General features: G+C 69.1%; 12 protein-coding genes. 7 read left to right on the top strand and 5 right to left on the bottom strand.

Translation table 11 applies throughout. The features are described 5' to 3' along the window. Positions 1–97: 97 nt before the first annotated feature. Both NDR87_RS37930 and pcrA read right to left on the bottom strand, forming a co-directional pair. Complete coding sequence (locus tag NDR87_RS37930; RefSeq protein WP_372494176.1) at positions 98–286, bottom strand: GNAT family N-acetyltransferase; 189 nt, start codon at positions 284–286, stop codon at positions 98–100. 85 nt (positions 287–371) lie between these two features. Then, on the bottom strand, positions 372–2,891 hold the full coding sequence (gene pcrA / locus NDR87_RS24910) for a DNA helicase PcrA (protein ID WP_251913087.1): 2,520 nt from the start codon (positions 2,889–2,891) through the stop codon (positions 372–374). Positions 2,892–3,195: 304 nt separating this feature from the next. On the opposite strand from pcrA, the gene NDR87_RS24905 reads away from it, so the two are divergent. After that, positions 3,196–3,489: a chorismate mutase gene (locus NDR87_RS24905; protein ID WP_251913085.1), complete on the top strand. Its 294-nt coding sequence runs from the start codon at positions 3,196–3,198 to the stop codon at positions 3,487–3,489. Positions 3,490–3,738: 249 nt separating this feature from the next. Here the strand turns inward: NDR87_RS24905 and NDR87_RS24900 are convergent, their stop codons facing one another. Then, on the bottom strand, positions 3,739–5,190 hold the full coding sequence (locus NDR87_RS24900) for an NAD-dependent succinate-semialdehyde dehydrogenase (RefSeq protein ID WP_251913083.1): 1,452 nt from the start codon (positions 5,188–5,190) through the stop codon (positions 3,739–3,741). Positions 5,191–5,482: 292 nt separating this feature from the next. Between NDR87_RS24900 and pgi the strand changes: the two genes are divergently transcribed. The 4 genes from pgi (at position 5,483) to NDR87_RS24880 (ending at position 8,719) form a co-directional block, all read left to right on the top strand. Beyond that, the gene (gene pgi, locus NDR87_RS24895) at positions 5,483–7,120 is read left to right on the top strand and encodes a glucose-6-phosphate isomerase (RefSeq protein WP_251913081.1); all 1,638 of its coding nucleotides are present in this window, start codon (positions 5,483–5,485) and stop codon (positions 7,118–7,120) included. Positions 7,121–7,126: 6 nt separating this feature from the next. After that, on the top strand, positions 7,127–7,549 hold the full coding sequence (locus tag NDR87_RS24890) for a hypothetical protein (protein ID WP_251913074.1): 423 nt from the start codon (positions 7,127–7,129) through the stop codon (positions 7,547–7,549). A 28-nt stretch (positions 7,550–7,577) separates the two neighbouring features. Further along, positions 7,578–7,769: a DNA-binding protein gene (locus NDR87_RS24885; RefSeq protein WP_251913072.1), complete on the top strand. Its 192-nt coding sequence runs from the start codon at positions 7,578–7,580 to the stop codon at positions 7,767–7,769. Positions 7,770–7,873: 104 nt separating this feature from the next. Next, positions 7,874–8,719 (top strand): heme-binding protein, encoded by an 846-nt coding sequence (locus NDR87_RS24880; protein WP_251913070.1) that lies wholly within the window; start codon positions 7,874–7,876, stop codon positions 8,717–8,719. Positions 8,720–8,724: 5 nt separating this feature from the next. Here NDR87_RS24880 and NDR87_RS24875 read toward each other — a convergent pair whose 3' ends face one another. After that, positions 8,725–10,344 carry an acyl-CoA dehydrogenase family protein gene (locus NDR87_RS24875; protein WP_251913068.1) on the bottom strand — a complete coding sequence of 540 codons (1,620 nt, stop codon included), beginning with the start codon at positions 10,342–10,344 and terminating at the stop codon, positions 8,725–8,727. An 8-nt stretch (positions 10,345–10,352) separates the two neighbouring features. After that, complete coding sequence (locus NDR87_RS24870) at positions 10,353–10,949, bottom strand: TetR/AcrR family transcriptional regulator (RefSeq protein WP_251913066.1); 597 nt, start codon at positions 10,947–10,949, stop codon at positions 10,353–10,355. A gap of 124 nt (positions 10,950–11,073) precedes the next feature. On the opposite strand from NDR87_RS24870, the gene NDR87_RS24865 reads away from it, so the two are divergent. Further along, positions 11,074–11,841, top strand: a complete 768-nt coding sequence (locus NDR87_RS24865; RefSeq protein ID WP_251913064.1) for a crotonase/enoyl-CoA hydratase family protein — start codon at positions 11,074–11,076, stop codon at positions 11,839–11,841. 103 nt (positions 11,842–11,944) lie between these two features. Continuing rightward, positions 11,945–13,171 carry a hypothetical protein gene (locus tag NDR87_RS24860; RefSeq protein ID WP_251913062.1) on the top strand — a complete coding sequence of 409 codons (1,227 nt, stop codon included), beginning with the start codon at positions 11,945–11,947 and terminating at the stop codon, positions 13,169–13,171.

Here is a 13,171-nt window from a genome sequence, read left to right as displayed (position 1 = left end):
GCGCAGACCTCGGCGGAGCGGCGACGGGCGAAGCAGCCCGGACACGCTACAGCGGCTTGGACATGAATGTCCGTGGCGGGATGGAGTATCCGGCTCGCTAGCACAGTCGCACGGCGGCCAGGTTTTCCTGGCGCACCATGAGGTGCAGGGCGTGGACGTCATGGCGGCGGGCGAATTCCTCGGCGTGCTCGAGGGCCGCCGCGCCCAGTCCCGGCTCGACGAGCCGCCACCCCCTCCCTCCACCAGCAGCGCCAAGAACTTTCGCACCCCTTCCCGCCCTTCGCACCCCTTGCAGAGGCCCACAGAGGGTGCGAAGAGCCAGAAACAGTGCGAGGTTCGGCCCCTGCCGACCGGTAGGCCTTCGCCTCCGACTACAACTTCACCAAAGTCCGGCTGTACTGCGGGATCAGGCGAATCTTCCCCGCAGTGCCGAAGTCGATGGTGACCGTGGCGAGGGAGCCGAAGCCCTCGGCGGCGATTACCCGGCCCAGGCCGTACTTGTCGTCGCTGACTCGGTCGCCGACGGCCAGCACGAGATCGGAGTTGTTGCGTTTTCCGGCGGTCGCGGGGGCGGGGCGGCGGGGGGCGCGGTCCCGCAGGCCGGGGCGCTGGTCGGACCAGCCGTCGCCGCGGGTCCAGTCGCGCTCCAGGCCCTCGTCCTCGCCGCGGCGGCGGAAGCCGCGCGCCTGGGGCGAATTCGCGGGCTCGAGTCGCTGCCAGTCGATGAGGTGGCCCGGAATCTCCTGCAGGAAGCGCGATTCCGGATTCGAGACGGGCTGGCCCCAGCCGGAGCGGACGACCGCGCGGGTGAGATACAGCCGCCGTCGAGCGCGGGTGAGGCCGACGTAGGCCAGGCGACGCTCCTCCGCCAGCTCGGCGGGATCACCGAGCGCCCGCATGTGCGGGAACTGTCCGTCCTCCCAGCCGGTGACGAACACCACCGGGAACTCCAGGCCCTTCGCCGTATGCAGGGTCATCAGCGTGACCACCCCGGCGCCCTCGTCGGGAATCTGATCGGTATCGGCGACCAGCGACACCCGCTCCAGGAACGCCGCCAGCGAACCCGGATCCGGCTCGCCCTCACCGGCCTCCGGCAGCAGGCCCTCCGCCCGCGCGGCCTCCACGTTGTTGCGCGCCTCGGAGCTGAATTCCCGGGCCACGCTGACCAATTCGTTCAGGTTGTCGAGCCGGGCGCCGTCCTGCGGATCGTCGGAGGACTCCAGCTCCATGCGGTAGCCCGTCTTGTCCAGCACCGCCTCGACCACCGACCCGACGTCCGGGAATTCGACATCGTCCTGCGCACCGGCCGCGCGGATCTCCTCGAGCAGCTCGAGGAAGCCCGCGATCGCCCGCTGCGCGCGGGTGTTCAGCAGCGCGACCTTGCCCTCGGCCGCCTCGCGCAGCGCCTGGGCGAAGCCGATGCCGCGCTGTTCGGCGTGCACGGCAACACATGCCTCGGCCCGATCGCCGATGCCGCGCCGCGGGGTGTTGAGAATGCGCCGCAGGCTCACCGCATCGTCCGGATTCTCCAGCACCCGCAGGTAGGCGACGATATCGCGCACCTCCTTGCGCTCGTAGAAGCGCACGCCGCCGACCACCTTGTACGGCAGGCCCATACGGATGAAGATTTCCTCCAGCGCGCGGGAATTGTTGTTGGTGCGGTAGAACACCGCCACATCGCCGTAGTTGTAGTCGCCCTGGTCGACCAGCCGATCGATCTCGCGGGCCACGAACGACGCCTCGTCGTGCTCGTTGTCGGCGACATAGCCCACGATCAGGTCGCCGTCGCCCGCGTCGGTCCACAGCTTCTTCTCCCGCCGGCCCTCGTTGCGCGAGATCAGCGAGTTGGCGGCGGACAGAATGTGCTGGGTGGAGCGGTAATTCTGTTCCAGCAGAATGATTTCCGCATCCGGGAAGTCGCGCTCGAACTCCTCGATATTGCGAATCGTCGCACCGCGGAAGGCATAGATGGACTGATCGGCGTCGCCCACCACGCACAGCTCACTCGGCGGCACCGCGTCGGCGCGCTGGGCGGGGGCGAAGTCGGGATCGGCGGCCGCGGCGCCCGCGTCGGCGTCGTCGAGGGCAGCGTGATGGCCGACGAGCTCGCGCACCAGCACGTACTGGGCGTGGTTGGTGTCCTGATACTCGTCGACCAGCACGTGCCGGAAGCGGCGGCGGTAGTACTCGGCGACCTGCGGATGGTTCTGCAGCAGCGCGACCGTCTCCCCGATCAGGTCGTCGAAGTCCAGGGCGTTGGCGGCGCGCAGCCTGCGCTGGTACTCGGTGTAGACCTGGGCGACGATGCGGGGCAGCTCACTCTCGTCGGATTCCGCGTCGGCGGTCGCGGTTTCGGGATCGATGAGCTCGTTCTTGAGATTCGAGATGGCGGTGGCCAGCAGGCGCGGGGAATATTTCTTGGCGTCCAGGTCCAGATCGCGCCCGATCATGGCCAGCAGCCGCCGCGAATCGTCGGCGTCGTAGATGGAGAAATTGGAGTTCAGGCCCGGTAGCAGGGCGGCCTGGGTGCGCAGGATGCGCACGCAACTGGAGTGGAAGGTCGACACCCACATGCTCGCGGCGCGCGGGCCCACCAGCCCGGCCACTCGCTCGCGCATCTCGGCGGCGGCCTTGTTGGTGAAGGTGATGGCCAGGATCTGGCCCGGGGTGACGCCGCGGGCGGCCAGCAGATAGGCGATGCGGCGGGTCAGCACCGCCGTCTTGCCCGAACCCGCGCCCGCCACGATCAGCAGCGGGGAGCCCGTGTGCAGGACCGCCGCGCGTTGCTGCGGGTTGAGCCCCTCCAGCAGGCGTTCGGCCGCCGCGTTGCCGTCTCGATCCCTGTCCTGCGCGCGCCCGCTCCGCGCCTTGTCAGCCACCGTCGTATCCATCGCCCATCCACGCTACCGGCGGGGACCGACACGGATGTAGTTCCGGCGCATTCTCAGCAGCCTCTCAACGTGAAACTGTTTTGCATCACTCCGGGCCCGTGGCAGACTGGCCACATGACCAGCGCTCACACGACCTCTGCCCACGGGGCGGTCATCGGCAGTCGTCGCCACCGATCTTGCACCTGAGCGCACACCTGACGGGGGACAATGAAAGGCTCACCGGGTCTGAATCACGGTGAAAGAACCGATCGGTAACGGGTCGGGGCCGCCTGCCGATCGAAGTTCTGACACGAGGAGAGAAAGTATGAGCACCTCTACGACCGCGACCGGGTCCGACTCCGCGCTGCCCAGCAGCGAGGCGGAAATCGACAAGCTCCGCAAGGAGATCGATCGACTCGACGCCGAGATCCTGGCCGCCATCAAGCGCCGCACCGAGATCTCGCGCATCATCGGCCGCACCCGCATGGCCAACGGCGGCCCGCGACTGGTCCACTCCCGCGAGATGAAGGTGCTGGAGCGCTTCAGCGAGCTCGGCCAGGAGGGCCACACCTTGGCCATGCTCCTGCTCCGCCTCGGCCGCGGCCGCCTCGGCCACTAGACCACGCGGCGTTCCACGAGCTCCGCGACCTCGAGCCGCCCCGGGTGATGTCACCCCGGGGCGGCTTGTTTTGTGTCTGCGTGGGGAGACGCGCTCGGATCAACCCTGTCGGTGTCGTCGTGGGTCTGTGGCGTTGGTTCGCAGCGGCCCAGTTCGCGGAAGCCGGGTACGGCGAACCATCTTTCGCACCAGGCGGGACGGTCTGGGGAACAAGTGCCCGGAAGAAGACCGCGGGCCCACCGCACAGACTCACTGCAAGGCGATGTACTTCGTCGACAGGTACTCCTCGATGCCCTCGAAGCCGCCCTCGCGGCCGAAGCCCGACTCCTTGACGCCGCCGAAGGGGGCGGCGGGGTCGGAGATGACCCCGCGGTTGACGCCGACCATGCCGCTTTCCAGGCCCTCGGCGATGCGCAGGGCGCGGTCCAGGTCGCGGGTGTAAATGTAGGCGACCAAACCGAATTCGGTGTCGTTGGCGGCGGCGAGGCCCTCTTCCTCGGTATCGAAGCCGACGATGGGGGCGACGGGGCCGAAGACCTCCTCGCTGAGGATCCGGGCTTCGGCGGGGACATCGGCGAGGATGGTCGCGGGGTAGTAATAGCCGGGGCCGCCGGGAGCCTTACCGCCGAGGCGGACCTGGGCGCCCTTGGCTACCGCGTCCTCCACCAGCTCGCTCACCGTGGTCAGCTGCTCCTCGTTGATCAGCGGGCCCAGCGTGGTCTTCGGATCGGCACCGGCGCCGAGCTCGACCTCCCGCATGGCCGCGGCGAACTTCTCGGTGAACTCCTCGCGGACCGAGTTGTGCACGTGGAAGCGGTTGGCGGCGGTGCAGGCCTCGCCGCCGTTGCGGAGCTTGGCCAGCATGGCGCCCTTGACGGCCTCGTCGATGTCGGCGTCGGCGAATACCACGAAGGGGGCGTTGCCGCCGAGTTCCATCGAGGTGCGCAGCAGTTTGTTCGCCGACTTCTCGACCAGCTTCTTGCCGACCGCGGTCGAGCCGGTGAAGGTGAGCTTGCGCAGCCGGGAGTCGTTCAGCAGGGGTTCGGTGACCGCGCTGGAGCGGCTGCTGGTGATGACCGACAGCACGCCGTCGGGCAGGCCCGCCTCGGAGCACAGCTTGGCCAGCAGCAGCATGGTCAGCGGGGTGGCCGAGGCGGGCTTGACGATCATGGTGCAGCCCGCGGCCAGCGCCGGGCCGATCTTGCGAGTGCCCATGGCCAGCGGGAAGTTCCACGGGGTGATCGCCAGGCACGGACCGACCGGCTGCTTGTGCACGACGATCCGGCCGGTGCCGGTGGGCGCGGTCTGGTAGCGGCCGTGGACGCGCACCGCCTCCTCGCTGAACCAGCGGAAGAATTCGGCCCCGTAGCGCACCTCGTTGCGGCTCTCCGGCAGCGCCTTACCCATCTCGAGGGTCATCAGCAGCGCGAATTCCTCGGTGCGCGCGATGATCCGCTCGTAGACCGCGCGCAGGATCTCGCCGCGTTCGCGCGCGGGCGTCGCCGCCCACTGCTCCTGGACCGCGGCGGCCGCGTCGAGGGCGCGCACGGCATCCTCGGGACCCGCGTCGGCGACCTCGATCAGCGTCTCGCCGGTGGCCGGGTTCTCGACCGGGAAGGTGGCGCCGCCGGTGGCATCCACCGGCCCACCGATCCAGAGCTGTGTGGGAACGGACGCGAGAAGTTCACTTTCGGACACCATGGTTTCCAGCCTAGGCCGGACACCTGTCCCCGGGTGGCTGCAATCAGCCGGATGCCCCAGGCGCTTACGAACGATCTGTAATCTCGGCCCACCCGTACAGCCAACGACATCACCTCGGTACCTGCGCGGCTCAGCTGTGGTCTGTAATCTCGGCCCAACCCGTACAGCCAGCGACATCACCTCGGTACCTGCGCGGCCCGGCTGTGGTCTGTAATCTCGGCCCAACCCGTACAGCCAGCGACATCACCTCGGTATCTGCGCGGCTCGGTTGTGGTCTGTAATCTGGGCGGACGTGAGCAGCGACATCACCGCGACGGCGGCCTGGCGGAAACTGCGTGATCACCATTCGGCACTCGCCGACCGGCATCTTCGTGACCTGTTCGCCGAGGATCCGGCGCGGGGGCGCGAGCTGATCCTGCGGGTCGCGGATCTGCACATCGACTACAGCAAGCACCGCATCACCCGCGAGACCGTCGATCTGCTGGTGCGACTGGCAGAGGCGGCCGAGGTGCCGAGCCGTCGCGACGCCATGTTCGGCGGCGAGCACATCAACACCTCGGAGGACCGCGCGGTCGGCCATGTCGCCCTGCGCCTGCCGCCGGGGCGATCGCTGCGCATCGACGGCGCCGATGCGGGCGCCGAGGTGCACGAGGTGCTGCGGCGGATGGGCGAATTCACCGACGCGCTGCGCTCGGGCCAGTGGCGCGGCGCGACCGGCGAGCAGATCGCCACGGTGGTGAACATCGGCATCGGCGGCTCCGACCTCGGCCCGGTCATGGTGCACCAGGCGCTGCGTCACTACGCCGACGCGGGCATCGCGGCGCGTTTCGTCTCCAATATCGACCCCGCGGACCTGATCGCGAAACTCGACGGCCTGAACCCGGCCACCACCCTGTTCATCGTTGCGTCCAAGACGTTTTCGACGCTCGAGACCCTCACCAACGCGACCGCCGCGCGGCGCTGGCTGGTCGCCGCCCTCGGCGAGGACGCCGTCGCCAAACATTTCGTCGCCGTGTCCACCAATGCCGAGCGCGTCGCGGACTTCGGCATCGACACCGCCAATATGTTCGGCTTCTGGGATTGGGTCGGCGGTCGCTACTCGGTGGATTCGGCGATCGGCCTGTCGGTGATGGCCACCATCGGCAAGGAGCGCTTCGCCGAATTCCTGGCCGGCATGCACGCTGTCGACGAGCACTTCCGTACCGCTCCCCTGGCCGAGAACGCGCCGGTGCTGCTGGGTCTGCTCGGCGTCTGGTATTCCAACTTCTTCGGCGCGGAATCCCGTGTGGTGCTGCCGTATTCGAACGATCTGGCCCGTTTCCCGGCCTATCTGCAGCAACTGACGATGGAGTCCAACGGCAAGTCGGTGCGCGCCGACGGCACCCCGGTCAGCACATCCACCGGCGAGATCTTCTGGGGCGAGCCCGGCACCAACGGCCAGCACGCCTTCTATCAGCTGCTGCATCAGGGCACCCGGCTGATCCCCGCCGATTTCATCGGATTCGCCCGCCCCACCGACGATCTGGCGACCCGCGACGGCACCGGCAGCATGCACGACATTCTGATGAGCAACCTGTTCGCGCAGACCAAGGTGCTCGCCTTCGGCAAGACCGCCGAGGAGATCGCCGCCGAGGGCACCGATCCCACAATCGTTCCGCACAAGGTGATGCCCGGAAACCGCCCCAGCACAACGATTCTCGCCCCGCTGCTGACCCCGTCGGTGGTCGGCCAGCTGATTGCCCTCTACGAACATCAGGTATTCGTCGAGGGCACCATCTGGGGCATCGACAGCTTCGACCAGTGGGGCGTGGAACTGGGCAAGCAGCAGGCTTTGGCACTGGAACCGCTGCTCACCTCGGCCGAAGAGCCCGGCCCGCAATCGGATTCGTCGACCGACGCGCTGATCCGCTGGTACCGCTCGCATCGCTGAGCACCGATGTCGATCGCGCGCCACCTGCTGCTGTTCCTGCCCATGCTGTGGCTCGGGATGGTGCTGGCGATCTCCTTCCTGGAGGCGCCGCTGAAGTTTCGCGCCCCGAACGTGACCCTCGCCATCGGCCTGGGCATCGGCCGCCTGGTGTTCCGCGCGTTGAACACCGCCGAGACGGTACTCGCCCTCGCCCTGCTGATCTCGGCATTCCTGGCGCGGGTATCCGGCGCGACCTGGGTCTGGCTCGCCGCGGCGGTGGCGGTGCTGGCGGTCCAGATCCTGATCGTCCGCCCGCCGCTGACGCGCCGCTCGAACCGCGTCCTCGCGGGCGAGGAGGGCCCCCGCTCGCACGCGCACTACTGGTACGTGGGTCTGGAGGTCGCGAAGGTCGTCACCCTGATCGGCCTCGCCCTCACAACCGCACCGTAAGCGGGCGCCACGGCCCTACCCTGTTGGGATGACCGATTCGACGCTGCCACACGGCATCGGCGCACCGGCGACCCGCGCCCTGAACGCCGTGGGCTATACCGAACTCGAACAACTCGCCGGGGTACCCGAAGCCGAACTGCTGGCCCTGCATGGAGTGGGCCCGAAGGCGATTCGCGTGCTGCGCGCGGCGCTCGCCGAACGCGGTCTTTCGCTGGGTTGATCGTTTTCGACCGCGACGCCCGGGGCATGGAATTGGGGGCGTGCCGGGGGCGGCGAACGCTGTGATCCTGGTTCCGGAGGGAAATTCACCACATGGGGGGAACCATGACGCTCTCGATTCGCGCGGCGGCGCCCGCGTTCATCTCCACCGCCGACCTCGGCCCGCTGCAGGATCTGCCGGGCACCTGGATGGGATCGGGCTTCAGCGTCGCCGAACTACCGGACCACCAGGGCGGCACGCCGTTTCGCGTGCAGCTCAACGCCACCCGGGAGGTACTGACCTTCACCGAGATCGGCGCGCCCATCCCCAATCGCGGCAACAACCAGGACGATATCTTCCTGCGCGGCCTGCACTATCACCAGCAGATCTGCGACGCCCAGACCAACGAGGCGCTGCATCTGGAGAACGGGATGTGGCTTTTCGTGCCGCCCACGACTTCGCCGATCGCGGTGGCGACGATCGTCCGGATGGCGGCCATCCCGCACGGTGACACGCTGCTGGCCCAGGGCACGCCGCTACCGGATGTGGCGGGCGCGCCGGACATTCCGCCGCTGGACACCACGCCCGTCGGTTTCACCTTCGGCGACGGCTATTTCCCGCCGCCGGACACCCAGCTCCCGCCCGGCGTGCCGGAACAGGCCCTGCGCGATCCGTCGATCCTGCTCACCGACGCGCTCAAGGAGCGCACCGTCATCCACACCACCACGCTGGACGTGCGCACCGGCCGCGGCGACATCCGCAATATCGGCTTCGTCACCGCCAATGCCGAGGCCACAACCCTCTCGTCCACCTTCTGGGTGGAGACCCTGCACGGACCGCACGGGCAGGAGACGCTGCAGTTGCAATACAGCCAGCGGGCGATGCTGCGTTTTCCCGCTGGGCCGCAACCGGATCCGGCGAAGCCGATCGACTGGCCGCACATCCAGGTCGCGACCCTGCTCAAGCAGTAACGCGGTCAGGCGTAGGCCCGCTCGAGGATCGCCGCGGTATCCACCCCTGTCGGAAGCGTGCCGAAGGCGATACCCCAGTCGCCGCCGAACCGGCTGGCGCAGAACGCATCCGCGACGGCCGCATGACCGTGCCGGACCAGCTGGGCACCCTGCAGCACCAGCGCCATCAGTTCCACGATGCGCCGGGACCGGTACTCGATCTCGCCGAGATCGGTGAACTCCTTGCCGATTCGGTCGATGGCGTCGTCGAGATGACGGTTGGCCCCGCGGGCGAGGGAGACCTCGGTGAAGTACGCCTCGACGGTTTCGGGCTGGCGGGCCATGGCGCGCAACGCGTCCAGGGCCGCGACATTGCCCGAACCCTCCCAGATCGACATGAGCGGGGCCTCACGGTACAGCCGCGGCATACCGGATTCCTCGACGTAGCCGTTGCCGCCCAGGCATTCCAGCGCCTCGGCGGCGTGTGCGGGGGCCCGCTTGCACACCCAGTACTTGGTGACCGCCAGCGCGATGCGCCGCAGCGCCGCCTCGGCCGGATCGCTCGAGGCGCGATCGGTGGCCCCGGCCAGCCGCATCATGACCGTGGTGGCCGCATCGGATTCGATCACCAGATCGGCGAGCACATTGCGCATGGCGGGCTGGTCGATCAGCTTGGCGCCGAAGGCTTCCCGGTGCCGGGCGTGATGGGCGGCGAACACCACGCCGGTCCGCATACCGGTGGCCGAGCCGATCACGCAGTCCAGCCGCGTCATATTCACCATCTCGATGATGGTCTTGACGCCGGCGCCCTCCGCGCCGACCAGCCAGCCGACCGCGTCCTCGTATTCGATCTCCGAGGAGGCGTTGGACTTGTTGCCCAGCTTGTCCTTCAGGCGCTGCAACCGCAGCGCGTTGCGGGTGCCGTCGGGCAGCACTCGCGGCAGCAGGAAGCAGGACAGTCCGCCGGGCGCCTGGGCCAGGGTGAGGAACATATCCGACATCGGGGCCGAGGTGAACCACTTGTGGCCCACGATGCGGTAGGTGCCGTCGGATTGCGGTGTGGCGGTGGTGGTGTTGGCACGCACATCGGAGCCGCCCTGCTTCTCCGTCATCGACATGCCCGCGATCAGGCCCGCCTTCGTGGACGGCTCGCGCAGACCGAAATCGTAAGCGCGCGAGGTCAACAGCGGCTCGAACCGCGCCGACAGCTCGCGATTGTGCCGCAGCGCCGGAACCACGGCGTAGGTCATGGAGATCGGACACATATGCCCCGGATCGGTGATGCCCCAGGTGTGGAACTTGGCCGCGCGCGCGACATGCGCCCCGGGCCGATCGTCGGCCCACGGGGTGCCGTGCAGCCCGTGCGCGACCGCGACCTCCATCAGCCGGTGCCAGTACGGGTGGAACTCCACCTCGTCGACGCGGTTGCCGTAGCGGTCGTGGGTGTGCAGCACCGGTGGATTCTCATTCGCCAGCCGCCCCCACTCCTGCGCCTCGAAACCGCCTGCGAGCGTGCCCAATTCACGCACCTCGGCCTCGGCCCATCCGGCGCCCTCGCGGTGCAGGCCCTCGATCAGTGCCGGATTGCGGGAGAAGTCGAAGGGAACGATGTCGGGAACCTGATTGAACACAACGTGGGTGGGCATGGCAGCTCCTATTCGTGCAGACCCAGGGCGCGCAGGGCGAAGGCGACAAGTTCGGGGACCACCGATTCGCTGTCCAGCGCCTCGGCCAGCGGCCCGACCAGCACCTCACCGACGGCACCGACCAGCGCCGTGGCGCTGATCCGCGAATTCTGCGGTGGCAGTTGACCACTGGCGACGCCCGCGGCGATGGCCGATTCGAAGGTCTCGGCGAACGCGCGACGGAATCGCAGTCGTTCGGTGTCGACCGCCGCGTCCACCGGCTCGGCGAGCAGCACATACGCCAACTTGGGATTCTTCAGGGCGCGACCGGCGAAGGTCTCCACCGCCGCGGTGACCCGCTGCACCGGCCCGCCCTCGGCCCCGGCCGCCGCGACCGCGGCGACCTCGCGGGTGACGACCGCACGGAACACTGCCGTCACCAACTCGGCTTTACCGCTGAAGTTCTTGTAGACGGTGCCGGTGGCCACGCCCGCCTCGGCCGCGACCGCGGCCATGGACAGGCCGGAAAACCCCTCGCGCGACAGCACCTTCATCGCGGCGCGCGTGATCGCGCCCGCCTGGGCGTCGAGCCGGGCCTGGACGGCCGGGGTTCTGCGATAGGCCACGCAAGAAGTGAATCATGAATTCATTTCTTGACGCAAGGGCGGGTTTACGTCGTATGGTCGAGCTCGACCCATCGGCGCGGCTCCGTCGCCTGCGACGGCCCGGAAGCGACAGCGAGGCAGCGGCATGAGCGTACGAATCGAGCGCACCGGTCCGGTGCTCACCGTGGTGCTGGACCGTCCGGAGGCGCGCAACGCCGTCGACGGCCCCACCGCCGCGGCGCTCGCCGACGCCTTCCGCGAATTCGACGCCGACCCCCAGGCCGCGGTGGCCGTGCTGTGGGGTGCGGGCGGCACCTTCTGCGCCGGGGCGGATTTGAAATCGCTTGGGACCCAACGATCCAACCGGGTGACCGAGACCGGTGACGGCCCGATGGGTCCGACCCGCATGCGGCTGTCCAAACCGGTGATCGCCGCGGTGTCCGGCTATGCCGTGGCGGGCGGGCTGGAGCTGGCGCTGTGGTGTGACCTGCGGGTCGCCGAGCAGGACGCCACCTTCGGGGTGTTCTGCCGACGCTGGGGCGTGCCGCTCATCGACGGCGGGACCGTGCGGCTGCCGCGCCTCATCGGCGCGGGGCGAGCCATGGACATGATCCTGACCGGACGCGCGGTCGGCGCACCGGAGGCCCTGCAGATGGGGCTGGTCAATCGCGTCGTGCCGCCGGGCGAATCCCGCAGTGCGGCAGCGGCTCTGGCCACCGAGCTGGCCGCCCTGCCGCAGACCTGCCTGCGCTCGGACCGGCTGTCGGCACTGGAGCAGTGGAGTTTGGACGAGGACGCCGCCATCGCCAACGAACTGCGCCACGGCATGACCGCGCTCGCCGACGCCGACGGCGCGCTGGCCGGGGCGCAGCGGTTCGCCTCCGGCGCGGGACGACACGGCCGTCCCGCCTGATCGGGACGCACGCCGCGCCGCCGATGGCACGATGGCGACATGCCGACCCGCCACGCCGTACATCGTCCAACCCCAACCGCCACGGGGCGGAGGTGATGTGCCGATGAGCCGATTGAGCGTCGTCGACGAGATCTTCCTGCGCACCCATCGCGGCATGGGCACGCCGATCGCGCTGCAAGGGCTGTGGCGGACCGCCGGGCGGGTGGAGCCGGAATTGTTGCGGCAGTTGCATTCCGCGTTGCGGGTGGGGCCGCTGGGGCGGCGCGTGGTGCGGCCGCGGGTGCCGGGGGCGCGGCGGTACTGGCGGGCCAATGATCGTGCGCATCCACTGCTGATCGAGCCGCGGCCGATCCGCATGGATCAGCTGTGGGAGTGGGCGCAGGCACAGGGCTTCGACCTGGATCCGGAATTCGGTCCCGGCTGGCGGCTGTCGGCGACGCGGCTGGTGGATCGGAGTTCGGTTGTCGCGCTGACCTGTTCGCATGCGCTGGCCGATGGGCGCGGGCTGGTGACCGCCGTCGATCGAGCCCTGAGCGGGCGGGTCGACACCGAACGACCGGTCGTGCGGTCGGATTGGGACGATGCGCGGCGGCAGTTGTCGACCGTGCTGGGCGGCACCGTCCGCGCGCTGCGGCGCGGCGTGCCCACGCCACCGGCCACCACCGCCCCGCGCACCGCCTCCGACGCCGCGACCCGCAGCGCCGTACTGCAGATCCCGGCCGCGGACTGGGAGCTGACGGCCGCGGCCCGGGGCGGCACGGCGAACAGCCTGTTCGTCCACGTCGTGGCGAAGATGCTATGGGACAGTGGATTTCCCGAATCCGAGATCACCGCCAGCCTTCCCGTGGACACCCGCGACGAATCACGGGTGGACAACGACATGGCGATGACCGAGATCACCGTCACGCGCACGGACACCCCGGCCACCATCCGCGAAAAGTGCCGCGCCGCATATGAATACCGCATGACCAGCCCCGGCGGCCTACCCGAGGAGATCCTCCAGGTCCTGCCCGACCGCCTGGCCCACCGACTGTCCCGCGGAGCGGGCGAACGAGACATCCTGTGCTCCAATATCGGCGCGCTCCCCGACTCCCTCACCCACTTGGGCCCGCACCGCTGCACCGGCGTCGCGGCCAGGGCCATACACCCCGGCCTCACCCCGGCCCGGCTCCCCCGCACCCGCCTGTCCGGTTATCTGTCGCGGATCGCGCACACCTACACCCTCGCCCTGATCGGCCTCGACCCCGAGCACATCCGATCACACGCCGAGCTGACGGATCTCGCTCGCGGCACCCTCGCGGACCTCGATCTCACCGCCACGCACTGGTGA

The sequence above is a fragment of the Nocardia sp. CDC159 genome, from assembly GCF_023740735.1.
Lineage (GTDB): Bacteria > Actinomycetota > Actinomycetes > Mycobacteriales > Mycobacteriaceae > Nocardia > Nocardia pulmonis.
This window is presented reverse-complemented; position numbering and strand designations above follow the sequence as displayed.

Bases quoted from the DNA above. Each gene is read 5' to 3' on its own strand.
- pcrA (WP_251913087.1), bottom strand. From the start codon at position 2,891: ATGGATACGACGGTGGCTGACAAGGCGCGGAGCGGGCGCGCGCAGGAC.
- NDR87_RS24905 (WP_251913085.1), top strand. From the start codon at position 3,196: ATGAGCACCTCTACGACCGCGACCGGGTCCGACTCCGCGCTGCCCAGC.
- NDR87_RS24880 (WP_251913070.1), top strand. From the start codon at position 7,874: ATGACGCTCTCGATTCGCGCGGCGGCGCCCGCGTTCATCTCCACCGCC.
- NDR87_RS24865 (WP_251913064.1), top strand. From the start codon at position 11,074: ATGAGCGTACGAATCGAGCGCACCGGTCCGGTGCTCACCGTGGTGCTG.
- NDR87_RS24875 (WP_251913068.1), bottom strand. From the start codon at position 10,344: ATGCCCACCCACGTTGTGTTCAATCAGGTTCCCGACATCGTTCCCTTC.
- NDR87_RS24890 (WP_251913074.1), top strand. From the start codon at position 7,127: ATGTCGATCGCGCGCCACCTGCTGCTGTTCCTGCCCATGCTGTGGCTC.
- NDR87_RS24885 (WP_251913072.1), top strand. From the start codon at position 7,578: ATGACCGATTCGACGCTGCCACACGGCATCGGCGCACCGGCGACCCGC.
- NDR87_RS24900 (WP_251913083.1), bottom strand. From the start codon at position 5,190: ATGGTGTCCGAAAGTGAACTTCTCGCGTCCGTTCCCACACAGCTCTGG.
- NDR87_RS24860 (WP_251913062.1), top strand. From the start codon at position 11,945: ATGAGCCGATTGAGCGTCGTCGACGAGATCTTCCTGCGCACCCATCGC.